The organism is Pseudomonas aphyarum, assembly GCF_028657055.1.
Taxonomy (GTDB): domain Bacteria; phylum Pseudomonadota; class Gammaproteobacteria; order Pseudomonadales; family Pseudomonadaceae; genus Aquipseudomonas; species Aquipseudomonas aphyarum.
On the sequence record NZ_JAMDGS010000002.1, the window covers coordinates 518,642 to 545,553 of the forward strand.

Below are 26,912 nucleotides of genomic sequence, written 5' to 3' on the forward strand. Positions count from 1 at the left end.
TCGTTATCAAGCGCCTCTTCTTTTCAAGGACATCTCATGAGCACCCCGGAAAAAGCCCTGCGTTCGCAACGCCTGAACCAGATCACCCACGAGCCGCACAGCAAGCTCGACGCACTGGTCAAGGCCCACGCGCCGTTCGAGACCCGCGCCAATTTCGCCCGTTTCGTGGTCGCGCAGTACCTGTTCCAGTCGGAACTGGTGTCGCTGTACAACGATGCCGAACTGACCGCCATCGTCCCTGACCTGTCGGCCCGCTGTCGCGCCGAAGCGGCCAGGGCCGACCTCGCCGACCTCGACACCGAAGTGCCTGCGCCAGTCGCCGGCGCGGTGAAAAACCCGAGCAAGGCCCGCGCCCTGGGCTGGATCTTCGTCTCTGAAGGCTCCAAGCTCGGCGCTGCGTTCCTGATCAAACGCGCCGTAGCGCTGGACCTGAGCGAAACCTTTGGCGCCCGTCACCTGGGCGAGCCTGAGGGTGGTCGCGCTGAAGGCTGGAAGAGCTTTGTGCGCACCCTCGACTCGCTGCAATTCAGTGCTGAAGAGGAAGCCGAAGTGGAGCAGGGCGCGATCGACGCGTTCAACCGCTTCACGGTGCTGCTGGAACAGGCTTACGCCAAAGAAGCCGAACCGGCCTGATCCCAGCCACACCGTAAACCCTGTGGGAGCTGGCTTGCCAGCGATGACGGCGTGTCAGACAGCATCCCTGTCGACTGACCGAACGCTATCGCTGGCAAGCCAGCTCCCACAAGGAGTTGCGTAAGTCTGTAAGATTCCCACCCTGTCACATAAGCCTCTCGCTGAGCCCATGCCCCAACCCGCCTCCTCCCGACTCGCCCGCCTGCTGTTCGGTCTGCTCGCCTATGTCAGCCTCGGCATCGGCCTGATCGCCATCGTCGTGCCCGGCCTGCCGACCACCGAGTTCATCCTGCTCGCCGCCTGGGCCGCGACCCGCAGTTCGCCGCGCCTGAGTGCCTGGCTGGAAAACCATCGGCTGTTCGGCCCGATCCTGAGCAACTGGCGCAACGGCAAGATCATAGCCCGCAAGGCCAAGGTCAGCGCCACCGTCAGCATGTTGCTGTGCGCCACGCTGATGCTGGTGATGCTCGACCACGGCTGGCCGATTTATCTGGCGATCGCGGGGATGACGATGGGCAACCTGTGGATCTGGTCACGACCGGAAGCGTTGCCGAAGATTTCCTGATTTTTCCCTTGTTTTCAGGGCTTTTACCCGCGCAAACGTTTAGCCATGACCGTTCGTCGGCATGCGCCTCATGCGCCCTCGCCCCGCGCCGATGAGCATTGAATGGCGCTGAATGGATTTGGCGAACCGGGCACTCCCACCGCCCCGTAGCCAACAGCTCATCCATTCGCGAGAACGTCCCATGTTCGACTCTCTGTCCATCCGCCTGAAAATCGTCCTGCTCTCCGGCCTGTGCCTGCTCGGCGTGGTCGCGCTGATCGTCGGCATCAACATCTACCAGACCAACCAGAACGACGAACTGGTCAGCACCTCCAGCAGCAAAATGCTCACCGCCAGTGTGCAAAACCTGTTGCAGGCCAAGGCTGCCGAACAGGCGGTGCAGGTGCAGAAAACCTTCGGCGAAAGCCTGTTGGTGATCACCGCGCTGGCCGATCAGATCAAGGACATGCGCGTCATGGCCGCCAAGCGTTCGCTGGACGCCGGCGCCCTGCGTGAAGAGTTGAACCAGAGCCTGAAGACCGCCTTCGAGCGCAACAGCAAGGTGCTCGGCATCTGGCTGGCGTTCGAACCGAACGGGCTGGACGGCAAGGACAGCGAGTTCGTCAACGACGCCGCGCGCCAGTCCAACGAAGCCGGGCGCTTCGCTACCTACTGGAGCCGCGCTGCCGGTTCGTCGCTGAACACGATCATGGTCGAAGAAGACATGACCAAGACCACCCTCAGCCTCAGCGGCACGCCCTATAACAGTTGGTACACCTGCCCTCGCGACAACAAGCGCACCTGCCTGCTTGACCCTTACGCCGACACCGTGGGCGGGAAGGAAATGCTCATGACCACCATTTCCGTGCCGTTGCTGGTGGACGGCAAGGCCATCGGCGTGGTCGGTATCGACATCGCACTCGATGCGCTGCAAGCGGCGGCCGTGGGTTCCCAACGCGAACTGTTCAGCGGTGCCGGGCACATGCTGATCGTCTCCGGCAGCGGCGTGCTGGGTGCCTACAGCACCGACGCGACCAAGGTCGGCAAAGGCATCGCCGAAACCCTCGGCGGCGAAGGCAAGGACATCCTGCAACTGCTGAGCGCCGGCACGCCGAAAATTCTGGAACAGGGCGACCTGATCCGCGCCGTGTACCCGGTCGATCCGATCGGCAACTCCCGGGCCTGGGGCGTGGTCATCGACCTGCCAAAACAAGTGCTGCTGGCCGACTCGGTCAAGCTGCAAGCCGTACTCGACGATGCGCAGGAAACCGGCACGATTACCGCACTCGCAGTGGCCGTGATCGCAGGCTTGATCGGCCTGGTGCTGATCTGGCTCACCGCCTCCGGCGTGACCCGTCCGATCAACAGCGTTGCCGAGATGCTGAAGAACATCGCCAGCGGTGAAGGCGATCTGACCCAGCGTCTGAACTACACCAAGAAAGATGAACTGGGCGAACTGGTGAACTGGTTCAACCGCTTCCTCGACAAGCTGCAACCGACCATCGCCCAGATCAAACAGAGCATCACCGAAGCCCGTGGCACCGCCGATCAGTCGTCGGAAATCGCCCGCCAGACCAGCGAAGGCATGCAGGTGCAGTTCCGCGAGATCGATCAGGTGGCGACCGCCTCCAACGAAATGAGCGCCACCGCTCACGACGTCGCCAACAGCGCTTCAAATGCGGCCAACGCGGCGAAAGGCGCCGACCAGTCGGCCAAGGACGGGATGTCGATCATCGAGCGCAGCACCCGCGACATCAATCAACTGGCGGACGAAGTCAGCAAAGCGGTGACCGAAGTCGAAGAGCTGGCGGTCAACAGCGAGCAGATCGGCTCGGTGCTGGAAGTGATCCGCAGCATCGCCGAACAGACCAACCTACTGGCGCTGAACGCCGCAATCGAAGCGGCCCGTGCCGGTGAAAGCGGTCGTGGTTTTGCGGTGGTGGCCGACGAAGTCCGTAACCTGGCCAAGCGCACTCAGGACTCGGTGGAAGAAATCCGCGTGGTCATCGAACGCATCCAGACCGGCACCCGTGGCGTGGTCGCGACCATGCATTCAAGCCAGACCCAGGCCCACAACAACGCCGGGCAGATCCGCCAGGCCGTGGACGCCCTCGGCAAGATCAGCGACGCGGTCACCGTGATCAGCGACATGAACCTGCAAATCGCCAGCGCCGCCGAACAGCAGAGCGCCGTGGCCGAAGAGGTCAACCGCAACGTCTCGGCGATCCGCACCGTCACCGAAACCCTGACCGAACAGGCCACCGAATCGGCGGCGATCAGCAGCCAGCTCAATGCCCTGGCCAGTCAGCAGATGAAATTGATGGATCAGTTCCGCGTCTGATTTGATCTATGATCAGGCCCTCTTCCGGAGGGCCTTCGATGACCGATCTGCTCACGTCCATTCAAGCCGCGCTCGGCTTGTCCCGCACGCCGATTCCGTTCACCGCCGAGGGCGCCCTGCCTTCGGCGTTTGCCGTCACCGACCTTGCCTGCGCGAGCATTGCCGCGGCCGGGCAAGCCGTCGCCGAACTCCTTCAGCAGCAAGCCGGCGACTTGCCCAGCGTAGAAGTCGACCGCCGACTGGCCTCGTTCTGGTTCGCCACCTCTTTGCGACCGATCGGCTGGGAAGTGCCGCCGCTGTGGGATCCGGTGGCCGGCGACCATGCGACAAAGGACGGCTGGATCCGCCTGCACACCAACGCCCCGCATCACCGCGCCGCCGCTGAAAGCGTGCTCGGCGCCTGTGCCGACCGCGCGGCGATGGCGGCGAAAGTCGCGCAATGGGCCAGTGCCGATCTGGAGCAAGCGGTGGTCGAGGCCAAGGGTTGTGCGGCTGAAATGCGCAGTTGGCAACAGTGGCAGAAACATCCGCAAGGGCTGGCGGTGAATGCCGAGCCCTTGGTGCATTTCAGTGATGGGAAAGACGAAAGTCATCAATCCTGGCAAGGCACAGCGGCGCAACCATTGGCCGGGCTCAAGGTGCTCGACCTGACCCGCGTACTGGCCGGCCCGACCGCCAGCCGTTTTCTTGCAGGGCTGGGCGCCAATGTCCTGCGCATCGACCCGCCGACCTGGAACGAACCCGGCGTGGTGCCGGAGGTGACCCTCGGCAAACGTTGTGCGCGACTGAATCTGCACGAGCCGGCAGATCGCGCAGTGTTCGAAAGTCTGCTCAAGGATGCCGACATTCTTCTGCACGGCTATCGCGCCGACGCCCTTGAACATCTCGGCTTCGGCGTCGAACGCCGCCGACAACTGGCGCCGGGGCTGATCGACGTTTGCCTCAACGCCTACGGCTGGAGCGGCCCGTGGCAGAACCGCCGGGGCTTCGACAGTCTGGTGCAGATGAGCAGCGGGATTGCCGAGGCCGGGCAGCGCTGGAAGCAGGCGGACAAACCGACACCACTGCCGGTGCAGGCGCTGGATCATGCGACGGGGTATCTGATGGCGGCGAGTGTGATTCGGTTGCTGGCTGAACGGTTACGCAGCGGTCGAGGTGGATCAGCATGGTTGTCGCTGGCGCGGACGGCGAAGTTGTTGGTTGAGCATGGGGCTGGGACGGACGAAGCGTTGCGTCCGGAAAATCCACAGGATCAAAGCTTGCTGGTGGAGCAGACACCGTGGGGGCCGGCGCATCGGCTTCAAGCGCCGCTGAAGATCAGCGGGACGCCTCTGCAGTGGGTTTTGCCGGCAACTGAGTTGGGGTCGCATCGTCCGCAGTGGTTTTGAGATTTGTGCATGGTTTGAGATCGCTGCCCTCACCCCAGCCCTCTCCCGGGGGGAGAGGGAGCCGACCGAGTTGTCTGGCGCCATGCATCGACCTGAGAGATCGAGTCGATTTTGGATTCGATGCAGAACGTTCAAGTCGGTGTAAATCTCCAATACCCCCCAATCGGCTCCCTCTCCCTCCGGGAGAGGGCTGGGGTGAGGGCATCGGTTTCAAGCCGTAAATAGAACAATCAATCAAAGCGACTCAAAGACGCCCACAACACCTGCGCCGCATACCCCCGAAACGGCCGCCAGGCCTCTGCCCTAACAGACAACTCTCGTACCGTCATCCGCTCCCCTTCCAGCACCTCCAGCGCCCGCAGCAACCCCACATCACCGGTCGGAAATCCGTCCATATCCCGCAACTGGCGCAGGGCGATGTACTGCGCCGTCCAGTCGCCAATCCCGTGCAGCGCCAACAACCGCGCCGTCCCGGAGGCAAACAGCAGCGGATCGTCCAGCGACGCCTGCGCCACCCCGGACAAGGTGCGTCCGCGACTTTTCGGCATGCCCAGCGTCGCCAGATCAGCGTTCGCCAAAACCTTTGCCTGAGGAAAGACGTGAGTCAGCCCCGGCACCGCAGAACGCAAAGGCTCGCCATACTGCGTCACCAGTTTTCCCGCCAGCCGAATCGCCGCGACCACAGTGATCTGCTGCCCCAACACCGCGCGAAACGCCAACTCCAAACCATCCCACGCCCCCGGCACCCGCAACCCCGGACGCTCGGCGATCAGCCGCGCCAGCAGCGGATCCGCCGCCAGATGCCGCTGCATCGTCGGCAGATCCGCATCCAGATCAAACATCCGTCGCAAGCGCGCAACAATCTCGGTAACCGCCGACGGATCCGGGAAATCCAGTTCCACCTCCAGCGCATCACCATCGCCGGGCCAGACCGAAACCGTACCGTGAAACCCGTTCAACCCGATGCTGCGCGAATACACGCCATCGACCACCGTCTCCATTCCCGTCACCGCCCGGGCCGCGAGAAATCCGAGCATCGCCGGCCAGTCACAGGATCCGCGATAGTCGAGCCGCAATCTCACAGGGACAACACGCCGCTGTACAACCCGTAGGCCGCGAGCCCGGCCCCGGCGATGACGCAGGTGAAAATCCCCTTCTCGAGCGTGGTGAACAACGGCTCGCCCTGCTCATGCTTGGCCTTGGCGAACAGGATCACCCCCGGCGCATACAGCAGCGCCGACAGCAGCAGGTATTTCACCCCGCCGGCGTACAACAGCCACACCGCGTAACACAGCGCGATGCCGCCGATCAGCAGATCCTTGGTGCGTTCGGCGGAGGCATGTTCATAGGTTTCACCTCGTCCGCTGAGTAACACCGCATAGGCTGCCGACCACAGATACGGCACCAGAATCATCGACGAGGCGAGGTAAATCAGGCTGGTGTAAGTGCCGGCGGAAAACAGCGTGATCAGCAGGAAAATCTGGATCATCACGTTGGTCAGCCACAACGCGTTGACCGGCACATGGTTGGCGTTTTCCTTTTTCAGGAACGCCGGCATCGTATTGTCCTTGGCGGTGGCGAACAGGATCTCCGCGCACAACAGCGCCCACGACAGCAACGCACCGAGCAACGAAATGGCCAGGCCCACACTGATCAGCAGCGCGCCCCATGGCCCGACGATGTGTTCCAGCACGGCGGCCAGCGACGGGTTCTGCAAGGTCGCCAGTTCCGGCTGACTCATGATCCCCAGCGACAGCACGTTGACCAGCACCAGCAGCGCCAGCACACCGATAAAACCGATCACCGTGGCGCGGCCCACATCCGAGCGCTTCTCCGCCCGCGCCGAGTAAACGCTGGCGCCTTCGATACCGATGAACACGAACACGGTGACCAGCATCATGTTGCGCACCTGATCCATCACGCCGCCGAAATTCGGGTTGCTGCGACCCCAGATATCGCGGGTAAAAATGTCGGCCTTGAACGCCACGGCGGCGATGACCACGAACATGATCAGCGGAATGATCTTGGCCACGGTGGTCAACTGATTGATCAGCGCCGCCTCCTTGATCCCGCGCATCACCAGAAAGTGCACGGCCCACAAAAGCACCGAGGCGCAGCCAATGGCGATTGGCGTATTGCCCTGACCGAACACCGGAAAGAAGTAGCCGAGGGTGCTGAACAGCAACACGAAATACCCGACGTTACCCAGCCAGGCACTGATCCAGTACCCCCACGCCGAAGAAAACCCCATGTAGTCGCCAAACCCGGCCTTGGCGTAGGCATAAACGCCGGAGTCCAGTTCCGGTTTGCGGTTGGCCAGGGTCTGGAACACGAAGGCCAAAGTGAGCATGCCGATCGCCGTGATGCCCCAGCCGATCAGGATGGCCCCGGCATCGGCCCGGGCCGCCATGTTCTGCGGCAGGGAAAAAATCCCCCCGCCAATCATCGAACCCACCACCAGGGCGATCAGTGCACCAAGGCGCAGCTTTTGCGTCGGTTGCGACATTCCAGCGTCTCCAAGTTCCAGAGCGGCGAATGCCGCGAAACCGTTATGCAACCGGCTTTTAACTAAATGGATAAAGCGTAATGACGTTTATTGAATAACGCCAACTTGCGCCTTTTATATATAGCCATTGGCGCTAACGCCCTAGCACGCTCAGACAGTTTTGTGCGCGAATCCTAATAAATCAATTCTGTACTGAAAACAGCGGTGAAAAATTTGCCAAAACCTGAAAAGGAACTAGCGTGATAATTCGAAAGTAATAGGATCCATTCTTAACCACTTCGGACAAAAGGCCTCTAGGACGGGCCTTCCAGACAATAGCTTTATGCCTCCAGACGTTTCATAAGTCATTCATTAACAATGGAATGTGACTATGCACTGATCTAAGTCAGCTGTTTGAAAAGCCAACAGAACTACGCTGTGAACTCTTCTCTCCTGCAATGGAGTCATGCAATGTCTGAAGCTCCCGGAAAACTACGACTAGGTGCACTGGTTGCATTGGTAGTCGGTTCAATGATCGGTGGCGGGATATTCTCTTTGCCACAAAACATGGCCGCCAGTGCCGACGTCGGCGCGGTACTGATTGGCTGGGCCATCACCGCTGTCGGCATGCTCACCCTCGCTTTCGTCTTTCAAACCCTCGCCAATCGCAAGCCTGACCTGGACGGCGGTGTCTACGCCTACGCCAAGGCCGGTTTCGGCGATTACATGGGTTTCTCCTCGGCCTGGGGTTACTGGATCAGTGCCTGGCTGGGCAACGTCGGTTACTTCGTTCTGCTGTTCAGTACCCTCGGCTATTTCTTCCCGATTTTCGGTGAAGGCAACACCGTTGCCGCCGTGATCGGCGCCTCTGTCCTGTTGTGGGGCGTGCACTTCCTGGTGCTGCGCGGGATCAAGGAAGCGGCATTCATCAACCTCGTGACCACCGTCGCCAAGGTCGTGCCGCTGCTGCTGTTCGTGCTGATCGCGGTCTTCGCCTTCAAACTGGACATCTTCACCGCCGACATCTGGGGCGTGAAAAACCCGGATCTGGGCAGCGTGATGAACCAGGTGCGCAACATGATGCTGGTCACCGTATGGGTGTTCATCGGCATCGAAGGCGCGAGCATCTTCTCGGCCCGGGCGGAAAAACGTTCGGACGTCGGCAAGGCGACCGTGATCGGTTTCATCACCGTGCTGCTGTTCCTGGTGCTGGTGAACGTGCTGTCGCTGGGCATCATGACCCAGCCGGAACTGGCCAAACTGCAAAACCCGTCGATGGCCGCAGTGCTGGAACACGTGGTCGGTCACTGGGGCGCGGTGCTGATCAGCGTCGGTCTGATCATCTCGCTGCTGGGGGCGTTGCTGTCGTGGGTGCTGCTGTGTGCGGAGATCATGTTCGCCGCCGCCAAGGACCACACCATGCCGGAGTTCCTGCGCAAGGAAAACGCCAACCACGTGCCGGTCAACGCCCTGTGGCTGACCAACGCGATGGTGCAGTTGTTCCTGATCATCACCCTGTTTTCGGCCAGCACTTACCTGTCGCTGATCTACCTCGCCACTTCGATGATTCTGGTGCCGTACCTGTGGTCGGCGGCCTACGCCCTGCTGCTGGCGGTGCGCGGCGAAAGCTACGAAGGCTTCGCGGCCGAACGGCGCAAGGACCTGATCATCGGCGCCATCGCCCTGATCTATGCGGTGTGGCTGCTCTATGCCGGTGGCGTGAAGTACCTGCTGCTCTCGGCCCTGCTCTATGCCCCCGGCGCGATCCTGTTCGCCAAGGCCAAACTCGAACTCAAACAACCGGTTTTCACCAACGTCGAGAAGCTGATTTTCGCCGCAGTGGTCGTGGGTGCCCTGGTGGCAGCCTACGGACTGTATGACGGCTTCCTGACTCTGTAATTGCCCAACGTTTTCACTCTGGAGGATCACTGAAATGACCACGGAAAAAGCTAAGTACGGCGTCCATTCCGAAGCCGGCAAACTGCGCAAAGTCATGGTTTGCTCCCCAGGTCTGGCCCATCAGCGGCTGACCCCGAACAACTGCGATGAACTGCTGTTCGACGACGTGCTGTGGGTCGCTCAGGCCAAGCGCGACCACTTCGACTTCGTGACCAAGATGCGTGAGCGCGGGATCGAAGTGCTGGAAATGCACAACCTGCTGACCGATATCGTCGCCATCCCCGAAGCGCTGGACTGGATCCTCGAGCGCAAGGTCACCGCCGATTCGGTGGGCCTGGGCCTGATCAACGAAGTCAAATCCTGGCTGAAAAGCCTGGAGCCGCGACACATCGCCGAATTCCTGATTGGCGGCGTCTCCGCCGATGACCTGCCGGACAGCTTCGGTGGCAAGACCATCCAGATGTTCCGCGACTTCCTCGGCCACTCCAGCTTCATTCTGCCGCCGCTGCCGAACACCCAGTTCACCCGCGACACCACCTGCTGGATCTACGGTGGCGTCACGCTGAACCCGATGTACTGGCCGGCGCGTCGTCAGGAAACCCTGCTGGCCACCGCCATCTACAAATTCCATCCGCAGTTCACCAACGCCGATTTCGAGATCTGGTACGGCGACCCGGACAAGGATCACGGCAGCTCGACCCTCGAAGGCGGCGACGTGATGCCGATCGGCAACGGAGTGGTGCTGATCGGTATGGGCGAGCGCTCGTCGCGTCAGGCCATCGGCCAACTGGCGCTGAACCTGTTCAAGAACAAGGCCGTGGAAAAAGTCATCGTCGCCGGCCTGCCGAAATCCCGCGCGGCAATGCACCTGGACACCGTGTTCAGCTTCTGCGACCGCGACCTCGTCACGATCTTCCCGGAAGTGGTCAACCAGATCGTCGCCTTCACCCTGCGCCCTGACGAAAGCAAACAGGGCGGCATCGACATCCGTCGCGAAGAAGGCACGTTCCTCGACGTCGTGGCCAAAGCCCTCAACCTGTCAAAACTGCGCGTCGTCGAAACCGGCGGCAACAGCTTCGCCGCCGAACGCGAGCAGTGGGATGACGGCAACAACGTGGTGGCCGTGGAGCCGGGCGTGGTCATCGGCTACGACCGCAACACCTACACCAACACCCTGCTGCGCAAGGCCGGGGTCGAGGTCATCACCATCAGCGCCGGCGAACTGGGCCGTGGCCGTGGCGGCGGCCACTGCATGACCTGCCCGATCGTGCGCGACCCAATCGACTACTAAACGACCATCTCCCCGGCCGCACTGACCCTGTCGCGGCCGGGCCGATTACCGAATCCAAGGAGAATCATCATGGCGTTCAACATTCACAACCGTAACCTGCTCAGCCTGGAACACCACACCCCGCGTGAGCTGCGTTACCTGCTCGACCTGTCCCGCGACCTCAAACGCGCCAAGTACACCGGCACCGAGCAGCAACACCTGAAGGGCAACAACATCGCCCTGATCTTCGAAAAAACCTCGACCCGCACCCGTTGCGCGTTCGAAGTCGCCGCTTATGACCAGGGCGCCAACGTCACCTACATCGACCCGAATTCCTCGCAGATCGGCCACAAGGAAAGCATGAAAGACACAGCCCGCGTGCTGGGTCGCATGTACGACGCCATCGAGTACCGTGGCTTCAAGCAGGAAATCGTCGAAGAGCTGGCCAAGTTCGCCGGCGTGCCGGTGTTCAACGGCCTGACCGATGAATATCACCCGACCCAGATGATCGCCGACGTGCTGACCATGCGTGAGCATGCCGACAAGCCGATCCACGAGATCAGCTACGCCTACCTCGGCGACGCGCGCAACAACATGGGCAACTCGCTGCTGCTGGTCGGCGCCAAACTCGGCATGGACGTGCGCATCTGCGCGCCGAAAGCCCTGTGGCCCCACGATGATCTGGTGGATCGCTGCAAAAAATACGCAGAGGAAAGCGGTGCCCGCATCACCCTGACCGAAGACCCGAAAGCCGCCGTCAAAGGCGTGGACTTCATCCACACCGACGTCTGGGTATCGATGGGCGAGCCGGTGGAGGCCTGGGCCGAGCGTATCCAGCAACTGCTGCCGTATCAGGTCAACGCCGAGCTGATGAAAGCCACCGGCAACCCGCGCACCAAGTTCATGCACTGCCTGCCGGCGTTCCACAACAGCGATACCAAGGTCGGCAAACAGATCGCCGAACAGTATCCGCACCTGAAAAACGGCATCGAAGTGACCGACGACGTGTTCGAGTCGCCTGCCTGCATCGCCTTCGAGCAAGCGGAAAACCGCATGCACACCATCAAGGCGATTCTGGTGTCGACTTTGGCTGATCTGTAACCCGGCGCAGCTCCCACTGACACGACACGGTCACTGTGGGAGCTGGCTTGCCAGCGATAGCGGTGTGTCAGCCAACGACAATGCTGACTGACCCGGCGCCATCGCGGGCAAGCCCGGCTCCCACAGTGACCGCGCTCGTTCAGTCAGACCTTATTGTTATTCAGAAGGACATGCACCATGCGTATCGTCGTAGCTCTGGGCGGTAACGCCCTGCTCCGCCGTGGTGAGCCGATGACCGCTGACAACCAGCGCGCCAACATCCGCATCGCCACCGAGCAAATCGCCAAGATCCATCCCGGCAATCAACTGGTCATCGCCCACGGCAATGGCCCGCAAGTCGGCCTGCTGTCGTTGCAGGCAGCGGCCTACACTTCCGTCACCCCTTACCCGCTGGACGTGCTCGGTGCCGAAACCGAAGGCATGATCGGCTATATCATCGAACAGGAACTGGGCAACCTGCTGGACTTCGAAGTCCCGTTCGCCACCCTGCTCACCCAGGTCGAAGTCGACGCCAACGACCCGGCCTTCAAGAACCCGACCAAACCGATCGGCCCGGTCTACGACAAGGCCGAAGCAGAAAAACTCGCCGCCGAAAAAGGCTGGGCCATCGCCCCGGACGGCGACAAGTTCCGTCGCGTGGTGGCCAGCCCCCGGCCGAAACGTATCTTCGAAATCCGCCCGATCAAGTGGCTGCTGGACAAGGGCAGCATCGTGATCTGCGCCGGCGGTGGCGGCATTCCGACCATGTACGATGAAAACCGCAACCTCAAAGGCATCGAAGCGGTCATCGACAAGGACCTGTGCTCGGCACTGCTGGCCGAACAGCTGGAGGCGGACCTGCTGGTAATCGCCACCGACGTCAACGCCGCGTACATCGACTTCAAGAAACCCACCGAGAAAGCCATCGCCCAGGCCCACCCGGACGAACTCGAACGCCTGGGCTTCGCCGCCGGTTCCATGGGGCCGAAGGTGCAGGCAGCCTGTGAATTTGCGCGCCATACTGGCAAGGTCGCGGTGATCGGTTCGCTCTCGGACATCGAAGCCATCGTCCAGGGCACCGCCGGTACGCGGGTCAGCACGGCAGCGCCGGGCATCACCTACCGATAAAAAGAAACTCCGGGGGCAGACCTCAGGTCTGCCCTTCTCCCATGCCTTGAAAGGAGAAAACCATGGCCCAGTTCGAACCCGGCCGCTTGCACATCGAGCGCCACGCGTTGACTGACGACGACGTCAATTACAACGTGTGCCTCGACTATGAAGTGTTCACCGATCCTCAGAAAGGCAAAGGGATACAGTTCACCCTGCACGGCAGCATGCAGGGCAAGGACATGAAAGAGACGTTTTTCCTGCCCAAGGAAGAGGCCTACAACTTCGCCCGCGACGTGACCCGGATTGCCGAGAAATACGGGATTCCCAAGGCGCACAGCCAGATCGGCTCGGTGCACAAGCATTACGACCTGATGTTTGAAGACATCCGCAAGCAGCTGAATATGCAATCCGGGGATCCGGTTAATCCCGAGCATTTCGAGTAACCCCCAAAAGCCCCCTCACCCCAGCCCTCTCCCAGAGGGAGAGGGAGCCGATCGTGCGATGCTTCAGAGTTACGCCGACCTGAAAGCTCTTCGCTGAATCCATAATCGACTCGATTCTTCAGGTCGATGTATCACGCAATACACCTCGGTCAGCTCCCTCTCCCTCCGGGAGAGGGCTGGGGTGAGGGGTGGATCTCCTGCAAGACACTAATCTCAAGATTTCACCCCAGTCCCCCATCAAGGCATACTTGCCCCCCTCCGCACTCCAGAACCCAGAACCGCCCCATGCGTATCCACGTCAGCTTCATCGACCGCGTCGGCATCACCCAGGAAGTCCTGGCCCTGCTCGGTGGGCGCAACCTCAATCTGGATGCGGTGGAAATGGTCCCGCCGAACGTCTACATCGACGCCCCGACCCTCAGCCCGCAAGTGCTCGAAGAACTGAAAGATGCGTTGTTCCGCGTGCGTGGCGTAGAAGCCGTGGTGGTGGTCGACATCCTCCCCGGTCAACGTCGGCACTTGCAGCTCGACGCGTTGCTCGCGGCAATGACCGACCCGGTGCTGGCGCTGGACAGCGCCGGCAAGGTGCTGCTGGCCAACCCGGCGCTGATTGCCTTGTACGGCCGCGAGCCGGCGGGTGAAAGCGTCTCGGAACTGTTCAACGATCCGGGCCTGCTCGAAACCCTGCTCGAACAAGGTTTCCGCCTGCCGCTGCGAGAAATCACCGTCAACGGCCAGACCCTGTTGTTGGACGCCACGCCGATCACCGACGCCGGCGCCCTGCTGACCCTGTATCAACCGAACCGCATCGGCGAACAGCTCTCGGCACTGCACCACGACCACGCCGAAGGTTTCGATGCGCTGCTCGGTGAATCGCCGCCGATCCGCACCCTCAAGGCTCGCGCGCAACGGGTGGCGGCCCTCGATGCGCCGCTGTTGATCCAGGGCGAAACCGGCACCGGCAAGGAACTGGTGGCCCGCGCCTGCCACGCCATCAGCGCCCGGCACAACGCGCCATTCCTCGCGCTGAACTGCGCGGCCCTGCCGGAGAACCTCGCCGAGAGCGAACTGTTCGGCTACGCCCCCGGCGCCTTCACCGGCGCGCAACGCGGCGGCAAACCGGGGCTGATGGAACTGGCCAACCAAGGCACGGTGTTCCTCGATGAGATCGGCGAGATGTCGCCGTACTTGCAGGCCAAACTCCTGCGTTTTCTCAACGACGGCAGCTTCCGTCGGGTCGGCGGTGATCGTGAGGTGAAGGTCAACGTGCGGATTCTCAGCGCCACCCACCGCGACCTGGAAAAAATGGTCAGCGAAGGCCTGTTCCGCGAAGACCTGTTCTATCGCCTCAACGTACTCAACGTCGAAGTGCCGCCACTGCGCGAACGCGGTCAGGACATTCTGCTGCTCGCCCGCTATTTCATGCAGCAGGCCTGTGCGCAGATCCAGCGCCCGGTCTGCCGCCTCGCCCCCGGCACCTATCCGGCGCTGCTCGGCAACCGCTGGCCGGGCAACGTGCGGCAATTGCAGAACGTGATCTTCCGCGCCGCCGCGATCTGCGAAAGCAGCCTGGTGGACATCGGCGACCTCGACATCGCCGGCACCTCGGTGGCGCGCCAGACCGACACCGACGTCGACAGCCTGGAAGAAGCGGTCGAAGCCTTCGAGAAATCGCTGCTGGAAAAGCTCTACGTCAGCTACCCCTCGACCCGCCAACTGGCCAGCCGCCTGCAGACCTCGCACACCGCGATTGCCCATCGGCTGCGCAAGTACGGGATTCCGGGCAAAGCCTGACTCCGCGCCAAAAGCGACCTCCATCTGTACTGAAAGCGCTACAGCGGAACGATATCGCTACACCCTCCTCCGATCACCGCTGTGCAAGGCTTTGATCCGGTTCAGCTTTTTTCTTCGCCCCGCGCTGTAGCGATTTCGCTACAGCCAATCTGATCGCGCTCGCTCGCAAATCAATCAAGCTATTGATTTATAAGGATATTTTTACGTTGGCCGCGTTCTTGCTAAGTAACCGCTCATAAAATCAGGGCATTGCCGCCCGAGTATTCCACCGCGTCCACCAGACGAGTCTGGCCCCTAGGAGATTCCATGAGCGAGTTGCGTTTTACTGAAGATCACGAATGGCTGCGCGCCGAAGCCGATGGTTCTGTCACCGTTGGCATCACCGCTTTCGCGCAGAACGCCCTGGGCGACGTGGTGTTCGTGCAACTGCCTGAATTGCAGGCGTACGAGAAAGGCGCCGAAGCCGCCACCGTGGAATCGGTAAAAGCCGCCAGCGGCGTGTACATGCCACTGGACGGTGAAGTCCTGGCCACCAACCCGGCCCTGGAAGACAGCCCTGAGCTGGTCAACGAAGATCCGCTGGGCGAAGGCTGGTTCTTCCGCTTCAAGCCAGCCGACGCTTCTGCCGTCGCCAAGCTGCTGGATCAGGACGCCTACGACCGCCTGATCAAAGCCCAAGCCGAAGCCTGAGGAACCTGACATGACCCAAGTAAATCTCGGCACCGCCAACGAATTCATCGCCCGTCACATCGGCCCGCGCGCCGGTGACGAGCAAGCCATGCTCAACAGCCTCGGCTTCGACTCGCTCGAAGCCCTGAGCGCCAGCGTCATCCCGGAAAGCATCAAGGGCACCAGCGTGCTCGGTCTGGACGATGGCCTGAGCGAAGCCGATGCCCTGGCAATGATCAAAGGCATCGCCGGCAAGAACCAGCTGTTCAAGACCTACATCGGCCAGGGCTACTACAACTGCCACACGCCGTCGCCGATCCTGCGCAACCTGCTGGAAAACCCGGCCTGGTACACCGCTTACACCCCGTACCAGCCAGAAATTTCCCAGGGCCGTCTCGAAGCGCTGCTGAACTTCCAGACCCTGATCAGCGACCTCACCGGCCTGCCGATCGCCAACGCTTCCCTGCTCGACGAGGCCACCGCCGCTGCCGAAGCCATGACCTTCTGCAAACGCCTGAGCAAGAACAAGGGTAGCCACCAGTTCTTCGCCTCGATCCACAGCCACCCACAAACCCTCGACGTGCTGCGCACCCGTGCCGAGCCGCTGGGCATCGACGTGGTCGTGGGCGATGAGCGCGAGCTGACCGACGTGACGCCGTTCTTCGGCGCGCTGCTGCAATACCCGGCCAGCAACGGTGATGTGTTCGACTACCGCGAACTGACCGAACGCTTCCACGCTGCCAACGCACTGGTCGCTGTCGCCGCTGACCTGCTGGCCCTGACCCTGCTGACCCCGCCAGGCGAGTTCGGTGCGGACGTGGCCATCGGCAGCGCCCAACGCTTCGGTGTACCGCTGGGCTTCGGTGGCCCGCACGCGGCTTACTTCTCCACCAAAGATGCGTTCAAGCGCGACATGCCGGGCCGTCTGGTCGGTGTTTCGGTTGACCGTTTCGGCAAACCGGCCCTGCGTCTGGCGATGCAGACTCGCGAGCAACATATCCGCCGCGAGAAAGCCACGTCGAACATCTGCACCGCACAAGTGCTGCTGGCCAACATCGCCAGCATGTACGCCGTGTACCACGGCCCGAAAGGCCTGACCCGGATCGCCAACCGCGTGCATCACCTGACCGCGATCCTGGCCAAGGGCCTGAGCGCACTGGGCGTGACCGTCGAGCAAGCCAGCTTCTTCGACACCCTGACCCTGGCCACCGGCGCGCAAACTGCTGCGCTGCATGACAAGGCCCGCGCCCAACAGATCAACCTGCGTGTGATCGACGCCCAGCGTCTGGGCCTGTCGATCGACGAAACCACTACCCAGGCCGACATCGAAACCCTGTGGGGCCTGTTTGCCGACGGCAAGACCCTGCCGGATTTCGCTGCTTTGGCCACTGCCACGCAAAGCACCATTCCAGCAGCGCTGGTTCGCCAGTCGCCGATCCTCAGCCATCCGGTGTTCAACCGTTATCACTCGGAAACCGAGCTGATGCGCTACCTGCGCAAACTGGCGGACAAGGACCTGGCACTGGATCGCACCATGATCCCGCTGGGCTCGTGCACCATGAAACTCAACGCCGCCAGCGAAATGATCCCGGTGACCTGGGCCGAATTCGGCGCCCTGCACCCGTTCGCTCCGGCCGAGCAAAGCGCCGGTTACCAGCAACTGACCGACGAACTGGAAGCGATGCTCTGCGCCGCCACCGGTTACGACTCGATCTCCCTGCAACCGAACGCCGGTTCCCAGGGTGAATACGCCGGTCTCCTGGCGATTCGCGCCTATCACCAGAGCCGTGGCGAAGACCGTCGCGACATCTGCCTGATCCCGTCGTCCGCCCACGGCACCAACCCGGCGACCGCCAACATGGCCGGCATGCGCGTGGTCGTGACCGCGTGCGACGCCCGTGGCAACGTGGACATCGAAGACCTTCGCGCCAAGGCCATCGAGCACCGCGAACACCTCGCCGCGCTGATGATCACTTACCCGTCGACCCACGGCGTGTTCGAAGAAGGCATCCGCGAAATCTGCGGCATCATTCATGACAACGGCGGCCAGGTGTACATCGACGGCGCCAACATGAACGCGATGGTCGGCCTCTGCGCACCGGGCAAGTTCGGCGGCGACGTGTCGCACCTGAACCTGCACAAGACCTTCTGCATTCCGCACGGCGGTGGTGGCCCGGGTGTCGGCCCGATCGGCGTGAAATCGCACCTGACGCCATTCCTGCCAGGCCATGGCCACATGGAACGCAAGGAAGGCGCGGTCTGCGCAGCACCGTTCGGCAGCGCGAGCATTCTGCCGATCACCTGGATGTACATTCGCATGATGGGTGGCGCAGGTCTGAAGCGCGCTTCGCAACTGGCGATCCTCAATGCCAACTACATTTCCCGTCGCCTGGAAGAGCACTACCCAGTGCTGTACACCGGCAGCAACGGTCTGGTGGCGCACGAGTGCATCCTGGATCTGCGTCCACTGAAAGACAGCAGCGGTATCAGCGTTGATGACGTGGCCAAGCGTCTGATCGACTTCGGCTTCCACGCCCCGACCATGTCGTTCCCGGTGGCCGGCACGCTGATGATCGAGCCGACCGAAAGTGAATCCAAAGAAGAACTGGACCGTTTCTGCGACGCCATGATCCGCATCCGCGAAGAAATCCGCGCGGTGGAAAACGGCACCCTGGACAAGGACGACAACCCGCTGAAGAACGCTCCGCACACCGCTGCAGAGCTGGTCGGCGAGTGGACTCACCCGTACAGCCGCGAACAAGCGGTGTACCCGGTGGCGTCGTTGATCGAAGGCAAGTACTGGCCGCCGGTCGGTCGCGTCGACAACGTGTTCGGCGACCGCAACCTGGTCTGCGCCTGCCCGTCGATCGAAAGCTACGCTTGACCTGTAAGGGGGCGGGTTCGCCCGCCCCTTTCATGCGTGCCTGATGTGCCTATAACAAGAAACCGGAGAACAACCATGTCGTTAAGCGTGTTCGACCTGTTCAAGATTGGCATCGGCCCCTCCAGCTCCCACACCGTCGGCCCGATGCGCGCAGCTGCGCGCTTCGTCGAAGGCCTGCGTCGGGAAAACCTGTTGTCCGCCACCACCAGCGTCAGGGTCGAGTTGTATGGATCCCTCGGCGCAACCGGCAAGGGCCACGGCAGCGACAAGGCCGTGCTGCTGGGCCTGGAAGGTGAACACCCGGACACCGTGGATACCGAAACCGTCGCCGCCCGTCTCTCGGAGATTCGTGGCAACGGGCGTTTGAACCTGCTCGGCGAACACAGCATTGCGTTCAACGAGAAAGAACACCTGGCAATGATCCGCAAGCCGTTGGCCTATCACCCCAACGGCATGATCTTCCGCGCCTTCGATGCGGCGCGATTGCAGATCCGCAGCCGCGAGTACTACTCGGTCGGCGGTGGTTTTGTGGTCGACGAAGACGCGGCCGGCGCCGACCGCATCGTCGAGGACGCCACCCCGCTGACATTCCCGTTCAAGAGTGCCAAGGACTTGCTTGGTCACTGCGCCACCTATGGTCTTTCGATCAGCCAGGTGATGCTGACCAATGAAAGCGCCTGGCGCCCGGAAGCGGAAACCCGCGCCGGTCTGCTGAAAATCTGGCAAGTGATGCAGGACTGCGTAGCCGCCGGCTGTCGCAACGAAGGCATTCTGCCGGGTGGCCTGAAGGTCAAACGGCGGGCGGCGGCGTTGCACCGGCAACTATGCAAGAACCCGGAATCGTCGCTGCGTGATCCGCTGTCGGTGCTGGACTGGGTCAACCTCTACGCCCTCGCCGTCAACGAAGAAAACGCCAACGGCGGGCGTGTGGTCACGGCACCGACCAACGGCGCGGCGGGCATCATTCCTGCTGTTTTGCATTACTACATGCGCTTCATTCCCGGCGCGAACGATGACGGCGTGGTGCGCTTCCTTCTCACCGCGGCGGCCATCGGCATTCTGTACAAGGAAAACGCCTCGATCTCCGGTGCCGAAGTCGGCTGTCAGGGCGAGGTCGGCGTTGCGTGCTCGATGGCGGCCGGTGCGTTGTGCGAAGTCCTCGGCGGCAGCGTGCAACAAGTGGAAAACGCCGCTGAAATCGGCATGGAACACAACCTCGGCCTGACCTGCGACCCGATTGGCGGGCTGGTGCAGGTGCCGTGCATCGAGCGCAACGCGATGGGCTCGGTCAAGGCGATCAACGCCGTGCGCATGGCCATGCGCGGAGACGGGCAGCACTTCGTCTCCCTCGACAAGGTCATCCGCACCATGCGCCAGACCGGCGCCGACATGAAAAGCAAATACAAGGAGACCGCCCGTGGCGGTCTGGCGGTCAACATTATCGAGTGCTGATCAGACGCCCTCTCCCTGTGGGAAAGGAATGAACAACCTCCTCTCCCCCGGGTGAGGGTCGTACTTAGCTCCCTCTCCCTCTCCCTCCGGGAGAGGGCTGGGGTGAGGGGCTTTTGATCTTGATCTTGCCCTCGATCCCAAAACACATTTTCAAGGAGCCACGCATGTCCACCGAACAACTGTCGAAAACCCCGCTGCACGCTCTGCACATCGAACTCGGCGCCCGCATGGTGCCGTTCGCCGGCTACGACATGCCGGTGCAATACCCGCTGGGCGTGATGAAAGAACACCAGCACACCCGTGAGCAGGCCGGGCTGTTCGATGTCTCGCACATGGGCCAGATCCGCCTGACCGGCGCCAATGCCGCCAAAGCCCTGGAAACCTTGGTGCCGGTGGACATCATCGACCTGCCGGTCGGCATGCAGCGCTACGCGATGTTCACCAACGAATCCGGCGGCATCCTCGATGACTTGATGGTCGCCAACCTGGGTAATGACGAACTGTTCCTGGTGGTCAACGCCGCGTGCAAGGACCAGGACCTGGCCCATCTGCAAAAACACATCGGCGATCAATGCAAGATCGAGCAACTGTTCGAAGGACGCGCCCTGCTCGCCCTGCAAGGCCCGGCCGCCGTGACCGTGCTGGCACGCCTGGCGCCGGAAGTGGCGAAGATGACCTTCATGCAATTCACCCGCGTGAAGTTGCTGGGCGTCGACTGCTTTGTCAGCCGTTCGGGCTACACCGGTGAAGACGGTTTCGAAATTTCGGTTCCGGCAGCCGACGCGGAAAAACTCGCCCGCGCCCTGCTGGCCGAACCGGAAGTCGCCGCCATCGGCCTCGGCGCCCGTGACTCGCTGCGCCTGGAAGCCGGCCTGTGCCTGTACGGCCACGATATGAACACCGAAACCACCCCGATCGAAGCCAGCCTGCTGTGGGCAATCTCCAAGCCTCGGCGTGCCGATGGTGCACGTGCCGGTGGTTTCCCGGGTGCAGAACAGGTCTTCGCTCAACAGCAGAACGGCGTTCAGCGCAAACGCGTCGGCCTGCTGCCGCAAGAGCGTACGCCGGTCCGTGAAGGTGCAGAAATCGTCAACGAAGCGGGCGAGATCATCGGCAGCGTGTGCAGTGGCGGTTTCGGCCCGACCCTGGGCGGCCCGCTGGCCATGGGTTACCTGGACAGCGCCTACGTCGCGCTCGACACGCCAGTTTGGGCGATTGTTCGTGGGAAAAAGGTGCCATTGCTTGTAAGCAAAATGCCATTTGTTCCACAACGCTACTATCGCGGTTGATTGACTGTTTCTATAAGTAACGCGATTGCGTTATGCGTGCACTAATGTGTAACGCAATCGCCATAAAACAGTGCACTCCGTTTACATTCGATTCGAATATGAACTTGGCTTATAACGTTCGAAAACAATTGAACAAGCCAATCGAATAAGCCGGACTAGTGGACCGACTAAGTGCCAGCAAGCGCAGGAAAACCGGGGCCTTCACAGGGCTTGTTTTTCCTCCCGTAGTTGGCGTAGAGTTTGTCCACTGTGTTTGCATGGGTCAGCTTGGAATCGTGACCTGGGCAGTAGCCTACAAGTTAGCTACATCCCGTTCGACGTCTTCTTACTCTCCTGCAACCAGCCCCAGTACTCTTTCATGAGAAAGAGACTGTCATCAATTTATGCGTCAAAGGAAATAAGAAATGTCCACACGTCAGAGCGGTACCGTCAAGTGGTTTAACGACGAGAAAGGTTTTGGTTTTATCACTCCAGAAAGCGGTCCGGATCTGTTCGTGCATTTCCGCGCCATTCAGGGCAACGGCTTCAAGAGCCTGAAAGAAGGCCAGAAAGTGACCTTCGTTGCAGTGCAAGGCCAGAAAGGCATGCAAGCTGACGAAGTCATCGCAGAAGCCTGATTTCTGTTACGAAAAAGCCCCTGATATTGATATCAGGGGCTTTTTTGTGGGCGCAAATCCGTAAAATGGCGCTTCACTTTCCGTCCAGAGGCTGCCATGTCGAAACACCTGCTCACTCCCCAGGGCGATTTCCCCGCCGTCGGCCTGGGCCGTCGTCTGGCAGCGATGTTCTATGACTTTCTGCTGTGCACTGCCCTGCTGATCGTGACCGGTGGCGTCTACAAGATGATTCAGGCCGCGATCATCGGTGAGGAGCGTCTGCGGGTTCTGACCGATGCCGGGCAACTGGATGGCGATCCGCTGTACTCCACGGTGCTGCTGCTAGTGTTGTTTGGCTTCTTTGCCAAGTTCTGGACCCACGCCGGGCAGACCCTGGGCATGCAGGTCTGGGGCATTCGCGTGCAGAACGCCGATGGCACTGCGATCAGCCTGTGGCAGGCGTTACTGCGGTTCATGGTGTCGATTGCGTCGTGGCTGTGCCTGGGCATTGGTTTCTTCTGGTCGCTGTTCGACAAACAGAAACGCGCCTGGCATGACATCTACTCCGACACGCAGCTCGTGCGAATCCCGAAGAAAACCAAATAATCCTCCAGATGCAAAAACGCCCCGATCCAATCGGGGCGTTTTTGTTTGCGTCTCAAGGTCAGGCGTTGCCGGCCAGTTTCATCCGCGCAGCTTGAGTGAAGTCGAGCATGCGTTTGAGCGGACGAATCGCCTGCGGGATCAGCGCCGGGTCAACAAAGATCTCGTTCGAGCCTTCCTTCAGGCACTTGAGCGTGCGCTCAAGGGTGTTCATGGCCATCCACGGGCAATGCGCGCAACTGCGGCACGCCGCGCCGTTACCGGCGGTTGGCGCCTCGATGAAGACCTTGTCCGGGCACAGCTGCTGCATCTTGTAGAAGATGCCGCGATCGGTGGCGACGATCAGGGTCTTGTTCGGCAGCGATTGCGCGGCAGCAATCAGCTGACTGGTGGAGCCGACGGCGTCCGCCAGCTCGATCACCGAGGTCGGCGACTCCGGATGCACCAGAATGGCAGCGTCCGGGTACAGCGCTTTCATGTCTTCCAGTTGCTTGGACTTGAACTCTTCGTGGACGATGCAGGCACCGTCCCAGAGCAGCATGTCGGCGCCGGTCTGACGCTGGATGTAGGTGCCCAGGTGCTTGTCCGGGCCCCAGATAATGGTTTCGCCGTTGTCCATCAGGCTTTCGACGATTTCCAGTGCGCAACTGGAGGTCACTACCCAGTCGGCCCGGGCTTTGACCGCGGCCGAGGTGTTGGCATACACCACCACGGTGCGTTCCGGATGCTGATCGCAGAACGCCGAGAACTCGTCCACCGGGCAACCCAGATCCAGCGAGCAGGTCGCTTCCAGGGTCGGCATCAGCACTCGCTTTTCAGGGTTGAGAATCTTCGCGGTCTCGCCCATGAATTTCACGCCGGCAACCACTACGGTCTTGGCCGGATGGGCGTTGCCAAAGCGGGCCATTTCCAGGGAATCGGACACGCAACCGCCGGTTTCTTCGGCGAGGGCCTGGATGATCGGATCGCAATAAAAGTGGGCAACCAGCACCGCGTCCTGAGCCTTGAGCTCGGCGGCGATGGCGGAACGGTAATAAGCCTCTTCCTCGGCCGTCAGCGGTTTGGGCTGCTTGGCGTCGAGGTGGGCTTGTACCAGAAGGCGTTCGGAAATCTGCGTCATGTTCGCAAGACCTGCAGGCGCATTCGCGCGAAAGTCGAGTATACACCCGGCTCCGGACCGCTTGAGGGTACCGCCGGGAGAGTGAGTATTATCAGGCACGGACAGCATTGAAGCTGCGCAAGGCTACAGAATATCCCGTTGATACAAAAGATGATTCTGACCTGCGTCACGGCAGGAAGAAACGAAGGGAGGGATGCCCGAATCGCAGGCAAAAAAAAACCCGGAAATCCTCACTTTCGTGGGCCTTCCGGATTTTCTAAACCGCCAAATATGGTGGGTCGTGTGGGATTCGAACCTACGACCAATTGGTTAAAAGCCAACTGCTCTACCAACTGAGCTAACGACCCGCTGTGTGGTGGCGCGTATAATACTGATTTTTAAGGACTATTCAACACCTAATTTGAAAATAATCAAAAATAAGGTGTCGGGTCGCTGATTCCGGCCGCCGCGAAGCCTTCTGCACGCAGTCGGCAGCTGTCGCATTTGCCGCAAGCGCGGCCGTCATCGTCGGCCTGATAGCAGGAAACAGTCAGCCCGTAATCAACGCCAAGCTTCACGCCCGCCTGGACGATCTGCGCCTTGCTCAGGTTCTGCAGCGGTGCCTGGATGCGGAAACCATTGCCTTCCACACCGGCCTTGGTTGCCAGATTGGCCATGCGCTCGAACGACTCGATGAACTCGGGACGGCAATCCGGGTAACCGGAGTAATCCACCGCGTTGACGCCGATAAAGATGTCACGGGCGCCGAGCACTTCAGCCCAGCCGAGAGCCAGCGACAGGAAAACCGTGTTGCGCGCCGGCACGTAAGTCACCGGAATGCCTTCGCCCAACTCTTCCGGGATATCGATGCTGGTGTCGGTCAAGGCCGAGCCGCCCATGCCGTTCAGGTTCAGGCCGATCACCTTGTGCTCGACCACGCCCAGGTCGCGGGCAACGCGAGCAGCGGCATGCAGTTCGGCGTGGGAACGCTGACCGTAATCGAAACTCATGGTGTAGCAGGCGTAGCCTTCCGCGCGGGCCATGGCCACGACAGTGGCGGAATCCAGACCACCCGACAGCAGGATTACCGCACGTTTCTGGCTAGTGTTCAGTTGTTCAGTCATCTCAGCGCCCCGGCTCATCATTCCATAGATATTTATGCAGCTGCAGTTGCAGGCGCACTGGCAGGTTATCCGCCACCACCCAGTCCGCCAGATCCCGAGCGTTCAGGTCGTGGTGACTTGGGGAAAACAGCACTTCACCCGCACGTCGCTCGAGACCGTACTGGATCAGCTTCGATACCGCCCAGTCATAGTCCTCCCGCGAGCAGATGACAAACTTCACCTGGTCGTTGGGCGTCAGCAGTTCGATGTTCTCGTAACGGTTGCGATGGGCTTCTTTGGAGTCTGGCGTCTTCAGGTCGACCACCCGACTGACCCGCGGATCGACCGCCGAGATGTCGAGGGCGCCGCTGGTTTCCAGCGAGACTTCATAGCCGGCATCGCACAACTGTTTGAGCAAAGGGATGGCATTGGGCTGTGCCAGCGGCTCACCGCCAGTAACGCAGACGTAGCGCGGGCGAAAGCCGGCCACTTGCTCGAGGATGTCGTCGAGGGTACGGATCGTGCCACCGCTGAACGCGTAGGCGCTGTCGCAGTATTGGCAACGCAATGGGCAACCGGTCAGGCGCACAAAAACAGTGGGCAGCCCGGCAGTCCGCGTTTCCCCCTGCAACGAGTAGAAAACTTCGGTGATTCTCAATGTGTCTTGCATAGTCGCCACGGGCGTAACAGCTAAACAGGCTGTCCGCCTCCGTCAGGCACTTCAGGCAACCCCGCCAACGCGTAGATCACCAGAAGCGTGTTTCATAAAAGGGCGTGAATTCTAACGAAAAAACCCGCGACAAGCGCGGGTTTCTTCCAAACGGGTCAAACACTGTTACATGCGTTGCAGATCGCGCTGGGCCAACTGCGCGGCGGACGTGCCCGGATATTGGGCCACCACCTGCTGCAGAATGCCTTTGACCTTGTCGGTATGACCGAGGCGGCGCTCTACGTCAGCCAGCTTGTACAGCGAATCCGGCACTTTGGCGTGCTTGGGATACAGCTGCGAAACCTTGGCGAAAGCCTGACCTGCACCTTGCAGATCGCCTTTGGCCAGGTTCACTTCACCCAGCCAGTACTGGGCGTTACCCGCGTATTGGCTGTTCGGGTATTTACGCAGGAAAGCGGCAAACGCCTGGCTGGCCTTGTCGAAATCCTTGGCCTTGATCAGGTCGAAAGCTGCATCGTAATACAGCTTTTCCTTGGCCGGATCAGCCGGTTCGCCACCCGCGGCAGGTGCCTGGGCGGCCGCAGCCGCCCCGGCTCCAGCGGCGGCACCGGCAGCAGCACTTGCATCGCCACCGGCAGAAGAATTCTCGGGAGTCGCGGCAGGTGCAACGCCGGATCCTATGCGCCGATCAAGATCCTGGTATCGCTCCAGGGATTCCTGTTTCATGCGCGAAACTTGGTTCTGCAGTTCTTCGATCACGCCTTGCTGGCGCGACAGTTGATCCTGCATTTGTTGCAGTTGGTTGAACAGCATGCCTTGTGCCGAGGCAGGGGCCGAAGCCGCTCCCCCGGCATAGGCGCCGTTCGTACCGTAACCTGCAGGCGGATAACTGCTCCCGCTATTGTTATAACCGGAGTTGTCATCGACCACAGGAACCGCAGCCCACGCCGCAAGCGGCGCGAGGCTGAGAGCCAGAACAGTTACAGCACGACGGCACGTTCGCATATCGAATTACTTACGCAGTTCGACGCGACGGTTTTGAGCCCAGGACTGCTCGTCGTTGCCGGTAGCAACTGGACGCTCTTCGCCGTAGGAAACCAGTTCCAGCTGAGCTGGGGAAACACCTTGCAGTACCAGGTAGCGCTGAACGGCTTTCGCACGACGCTCGCCCAGTGCCATGTTGTACTCACGAGTACCACGTTCGTCGGTGTTGCCTTCCAGAACAACGCGAGCGCCGTTTGCTTTCAGGTCTTTGGCGTGAACGTCCAGAGCGCGCATGGCTTCTGGCTTCAGGTCCGAGCTGTCGTATTCGAAGTAGAAGGTGGTGATTGCGCGCAGAGCAGCTTCTTCGCTCAGGGAACCGTCAACTGCACCAGTGTTTGCGCCGTAACCAGCGTTTGGATCAACAGCGCCTTCACCGGCGTTGTCGCCGCCTTTGGACGAGCAACCTACAGCTACAGCCATGGCCAGAGCCAGCGCAGCAAATTTACCAAACTTCAGCATTTCCATCGTGAAACTCCTAATGAACCCCAGTGTGTTAAGTAAAACGTAAAGCGCCGC

23 protein-coding genes, 1 tRNA gene and 1 pseudogene are annotated in these 26,912 nt (G+C 61.1%); 17 read left to right on the top strand and 8 right to left on the bottom strand.

Going from position 1 to position 26,912, the window contains the following annotated elements; all coding sequences use genetic code 11:
* The first annotated feature begins 36 nt into the window (after positions 1-36).
* The 5 genes and pseudogenes from M5G18_RS04110 (at position 37) to M5G18_RS04125 (ending at position 4,906) form a co-directional block, all read left to right on the top strand.
* Positions 37-633 carry a biliverdin-producing heme oxygenase gene (locus tag M5G18_RS04110; protein ID WP_273899297.1) on the top strand — a complete coding sequence of 199 codons (597 nt, stop codon included), beginning with the start codon at positions 37-39 and terminating at the stop codon, positions 631-633.
* Between the two features lie 169 nt (positions 634-802).
* Positions 803-1,198: a YbaN family protein gene (locus tag M5G18_RS04115; RefSeq protein ID WP_085606588.1), complete on the top strand. Its 396-nt coding sequence runs from the start codon at positions 803-805 to the stop codon at positions 1,196-1,198.
* 454 nt (positions 1,199-1,652) lie between these two features.
* A pseudogene (locus M5G18_RS28970) lies at positions 1,653-2,660 on the top strand (methyl-accepting chemotaxis protein); the annotation flags it as partial.
* 102 nt (positions 2,661-2,762) lie between these two features.
* The gene (locus tag M5G18_RS28975; RefSeq protein WP_371320921.1) at positions 2,763-3,518 is read left to right on the top strand and encodes a methyl-accepting chemotaxis protein; all 756 of its coding nucleotides are present in this window, start codon (positions 2,763-2,765) and stop codon (positions 3,516-3,518) included.
* 38 nt (positions 3,519-3,556) lie between these two features.
* Positions 3,557-4,906 (top strand): CoA transferase, encoded by a 1,350-nt coding sequence (locus M5G18_RS04125; protein ID WP_273899295.1) that lies wholly within the window; start codon positions 3,557-3,559, stop codon positions 4,904-4,906.
* A 230-nt stretch (positions 4,907-5,136) separates the two neighbouring features.
* On the opposite strand, the gene M5G18_RS04130 is transcribed toward M5G18_RS04125, so the two are convergent.
* Positions 5,137-5,988 carry a DNA-3-methyladenine glycosylase family protein gene (locus tag M5G18_RS04130; RefSeq protein WP_273899294.1) on the bottom strand — a complete coding sequence of 284 codons (852 nt, stop codon included), beginning with the start codon at positions 5,986-5,988 and terminating at the stop codon, positions 5,137-5,139.
* Positions 5,985-7,412 (bottom strand): arginine-ornithine antiporter, encoded by a 1,428-nt coding sequence (gene arcD / locus M5G18_RS04135; protein WP_273899293.1) that lies wholly within the window; start codon positions 7,410-7,412, stop codon positions 5,985-5,987. The genes M5G18_RS04130 and arcD (M5G18_RS04135) overlap by 4 nt, the downstream gene beginning before the upstream one ends.
* A 450-nt stretch (positions 7,413-7,862) precedes the next feature.
* Here arcD (M5G18_RS04135) and arcD (M5G18_RS04140) point away from each other — a divergent pair, with 450 nt between their 5' ends.
* The 12 genes from arcD (M5G18_RS04140) (at position 7,863) to M5G18_RS04195 (ending at position 22,483) form a co-directional block, all read left to right on the top strand.
* Positions 7,863-9,290: an arginine-ornithine antiporter gene (gene arcD / locus M5G18_RS04140; RefSeq protein ID WP_230733105.1), complete on the top strand. Its 1,428-nt coding sequence runs from the start codon at positions 7,863-7,865 to the stop codon at positions 9,288-9,290.
* 34 nt (positions 9,291-9,324) lie between these two features.
* Complete coding sequence (gene arcA, locus M5G18_RS04145; RefSeq protein WP_273899292.1) at positions 9,325-10,581, top strand: arginine deiminase; 1,257 nt, start codon at positions 9,325-9,327, stop codon at positions 10,579-10,581.
* Positions 10,582-10,650: 69 nt separating this feature from the next.
* Positions 10,651-11,661: an ornithine carbamoyltransferase gene (locus M5G18_RS04150; protein ID WP_007951186.1), complete on the top strand. Its 1,011-nt coding sequence runs from the start codon at positions 10,651-10,653 to the stop codon at positions 11,659-11,661.
* A gap of 177 nt (positions 11,662-11,838) precedes the next feature.
* Entirely contained in the window at positions 11,839-12,768 is a 930-nt protein-coding gene (gene arcC, locus M5G18_RS04155) for a carbamate kinase (RefSeq protein WP_207983749.1), read from the top strand.
* A 62-nt stretch (positions 12,769-12,830) separates the two neighbouring features.
* On the top strand, positions 12,831-13,193 hold the full coding sequence (locus M5G18_RS04160; RefSeq protein ID WP_007951188.1) for a DUF5064 family protein: 363 nt from the start codon (positions 12,831-12,833) through the stop codon (positions 13,191-13,193).
* Between the two features lie 285 nt (positions 13,194-13,478).
* The gene (locus M5G18_RS04165; protein WP_273899291.1) at positions 13,479-14,987 is read left to right on the top strand and encodes a sigma-54-dependent transcriptional regulator; all 1,509 of its coding nucleotides are present in this window, start codon (positions 13,479-13,481) and stop codon (positions 14,985-14,987) included.
* A 306-nt stretch (positions 14,988-15,293) separates the two neighbouring features.
* Positions 15,294-15,677 carry a glycine cleavage system protein GcvH gene (gcvH, locus tag M5G18_RS04170; RefSeq protein WP_007951190.1) on the top strand — a complete coding sequence of 128 codons (384 nt, stop codon included), beginning with the start codon at positions 15,294-15,296 and terminating at the stop codon, positions 15,675-15,677.
* A gap of 10 nt (positions 15,678-15,687) precedes the next feature.
* Positions 15,688-18,540 carry an aminomethyl-transferring glycine dehydrogenase gene (gene gcvP / locus M5G18_RS04175; RefSeq protein WP_273899290.1) on the top strand — a complete coding sequence of 951 codons (2,853 nt, stop codon included), beginning with the start codon at positions 15,688-15,690 and terminating at the stop codon, positions 18,538-18,540.
* Positions 18,541-18,615: 75 nt separating this feature from the next.
* Entirely contained in the window at positions 18,616-19,992 is a 1,377-nt protein-coding gene (locus tag M5G18_RS04180) for an L-serine ammonia-lyase (protein WP_230733112.1), read from the top strand.
* A gap of 164 nt (positions 19,993-20,156) precedes the next feature.
* Complete coding sequence (gene gcvT / locus M5G18_RS04185; RefSeq protein WP_273899288.1) at positions 20,157-21,281, top strand: glycine cleavage system aminomethyltransferase GcvT; 1,125 nt, start codon at positions 20,157-20,159, stop codon at positions 21,279-21,281.
* A 404-nt stretch (positions 21,282-21,685) separates the two neighbouring features.
* Positions 21,686-21,898, top strand: coding sequence for a cold-shock protein (locus M5G18_RS04190; protein WP_007951194.1), 213 nt, complete (start codon positions 21,686-21,688; stop codon positions 21,896-21,898).
* Positions 21,899-21,994: 96 nt separating this feature from the next.
* Positions 21,995-22,483, top strand: coding sequence for an RDD family protein (locus M5G18_RS04195; protein WP_273899287.1), 489 nt, complete (start codon positions 21,995-21,997; stop codon positions 22,481-22,483).
* Positions 22,484-22,541: 58 nt separating this feature from the next.
* Here M5G18_RS04195 and nadA read toward each other — a convergent pair whose 3' ends face one another.
* The 6 genes from nadA to pal all read right to left on the bottom strand — a co-directional run bounded on the left by nadA (position 22,542) and on the right by pal (position 26,861).
* Positions 22,542-23,600, bottom strand: a complete 1,059-nt coding sequence (gene nadA, locus M5G18_RS04200; protein WP_039766022.1) for a quinolinate synthase NadA — start codon at positions 23,598-23,600, stop codon at positions 22,542-22,544.
* Positions 23,601-23,871: 271 nt separating this feature from the next.
* Positions 23,872-23,947, bottom strand: a tRNA-Lys gene (locus tag M5G18_RS04205).
* Between the two features lie 63 nt (positions 23,948-24,010).
* Complete coding sequence (gene queC, locus M5G18_RS04210; protein ID WP_007951197.1) at positions 24,011-24,703, bottom strand: 7-cyano-7-deazaguanine synthase QueC; 693 nt, start codon at positions 24,701-24,703, stop codon at positions 24,011-24,013.
* A 1-nt stretch (position 24,704) separates the two neighbouring features.
* Positions 24,705-25,352, bottom strand: coding sequence for a 7-carboxy-7-deazaguanine synthase QueE (gene queE / locus M5G18_RS04215; protein WP_007951198.1), 648 nt, complete (start codon positions 25,350-25,352; stop codon positions 24,705-24,707).
* A 165-nt stretch (positions 25,353-25,517) separates the two neighbouring features.
* Positions 25,518-26,357, bottom strand: coding sequence for a tol-pal system protein YbgF (ybgF, locus tag M5G18_RS04220; RefSeq protein WP_011335639.1), 840 nt, complete (start codon positions 26,355-26,357; stop codon positions 25,518-25,520).
* A 6-nt stretch (positions 26,358-26,363) separates the two neighbouring features.
* Positions 26,364-26,861, bottom strand: coding sequence for a peptidoglycan-associated lipoprotein Pal (pal, locus tag M5G18_RS04225; protein WP_003178634.1), 498 nt, complete (start codon positions 26,859-26,861; stop codon positions 26,364-26,366).
* Positions 26,862-26,912 lie beyond the last annotated feature (51 nt).

Excerpts from the sequence above, each read along its gene's own strand:
- queE (WP_007951198.1), bottom strand. The coding sequence starts at position 25,352 with ATGCAAGACACATTGAGAATCACCGAAGTTTTCTACTCGTTGCAGGGG.
- arcC (WP_207983749.1), top strand. The coding sequence starts at position 11,839 with ATGCGTATCGTCGTAGCTCTGGGCGGTAACGCCCTGCTCCGCCGTGGT.
- queC (WP_007951197.1), bottom strand. The coding sequence starts at position 24,703 with ATGACTGAACAACTGAACACTAGCCAGAAACGTGCGGTAATCCTGCTG.
- gcvT (WP_273899288.1), top strand. The coding sequence starts at position 20,157 with ATGTCCACCGAACAACTGTCGAAAACCCCGCTGCACGCTCTGCACATC.
- arcA (WP_273899292.1), top strand. The coding sequence starts at position 9,325 with ATGACCACGGAAAAAGCTAAGTACGGCGTCCATTCCGAAGCCGGCAAA.
- M5G18_RS04125 (WP_273899295.1), top strand. The coding sequence starts at position 3,557 with ATGACCGATCTGCTCACGTCCATTCAAGCCGCGCTCGGCTTGTCCCGC.
- M5G18_RS04150 (WP_007951186.1), top strand. The coding sequence starts at position 10,651 with ATGGCGTTCAACATTCACAACCGTAACCTGCTCAGCCTGGAACACCAC.
- M5G18_RS04110 (WP_273899297.1), top strand. The coding sequence starts at position 37 with ATGAGCACCCCGGAAAAAGCCCTGCGTTCGCAACGCCTGAACCAGATC.
- gcvH (WP_007951190.1), top strand. The coding sequence starts at position 15,294 with ATGAGCGAGTTGCGTTTTACTGAAGATCACGAATGGCTGCGCGCCGAA.
- M5G18_RS04115 (WP_085606588.1), top strand. The coding sequence starts at position 803 with ATGCCCCAACCCGCCTCCTCCCGACTCGCCCGCCTGCTGTTCGGTCTG.
- M5G18_RS04195 (WP_273899287.1), top strand. The coding sequence starts at position 21,995 with ATGTCGAAACACCTGCTCACTCCCCAGGGCGATTTCCCCGCCGTCGGC.
- M5G18_RS04180 (WP_230733112.1), top strand. The coding sequence starts at position 18,616 with ATGTCGTTAAGCGTGTTCGACCTGTTCAAGATTGGCATCGGCCCCTCC.
- nadA (WP_039766022.1), bottom strand. The coding sequence starts at position 23,600 with ATGACGCAGATTTCCGAACGCCTTCTGGTACAAGCCCACCTCGACGCC.
- arcD (WP_273899293.1), bottom strand. The coding sequence starts at position 7,412 with ATGTCGCAACCGACGCAAAAGCTGCGCCTTGGTGCACTGATCGCCCTG.
- arcD (WP_230733105.1), top strand. The coding sequence starts at position 7,863 with ATGTCTGAAGCTCCCGGAAAACTACGACTAGGTGCACTGGTTGCATTG.
- ybgF (WP_011335639.1), bottom strand. The coding sequence starts at position 26,357 with ATGCGAACGTGCCGTCGTGCTGTAACTGTTCTGGCTCTCAGCCTCGCG.
- M5G18_RS04190 (WP_007951194.1), top strand. The coding sequence starts at position 21,686 with ATGTCCACACGTCAGAGCGGTACCGTCAAGTGGTTTAACGACGAGAAA.
- M5G18_RS04165 (WP_273899291.1), top strand. The coding sequence starts at position 13,479 with ATGCGTATCCACGTCAGCTTCATCGACCGCGTCGGCATCACCCAGGAA.
- M5G18_RS28975 (WP_371320921.1), top strand. The coding sequence starts at position 2,763 with ATGCAGGTGCAGTTCCGCGAGATCGATCAGGTGGCGACCGCCTCCAAC.
- M5G18_RS04160 (WP_007951188.1), top strand. The coding sequence starts at position 12,831 with ATGGCCCAGTTCGAACCCGGCCGCTTGCACATCGAGCGCCACGCGTTG.
- pal (WP_003178634.1), bottom strand. The coding sequence starts at position 26,861 with ATGGAAATGCTGAAGTTTGGTAAATTTGCTGCGCTGGCTCTGGCCATG.
- gcvP (WP_273899290.1), top strand. The coding sequence starts at position 15,688 with ATGACCCAAGTAAATCTCGGCACCGCCAACGAATTCATCGCCCGTCAC.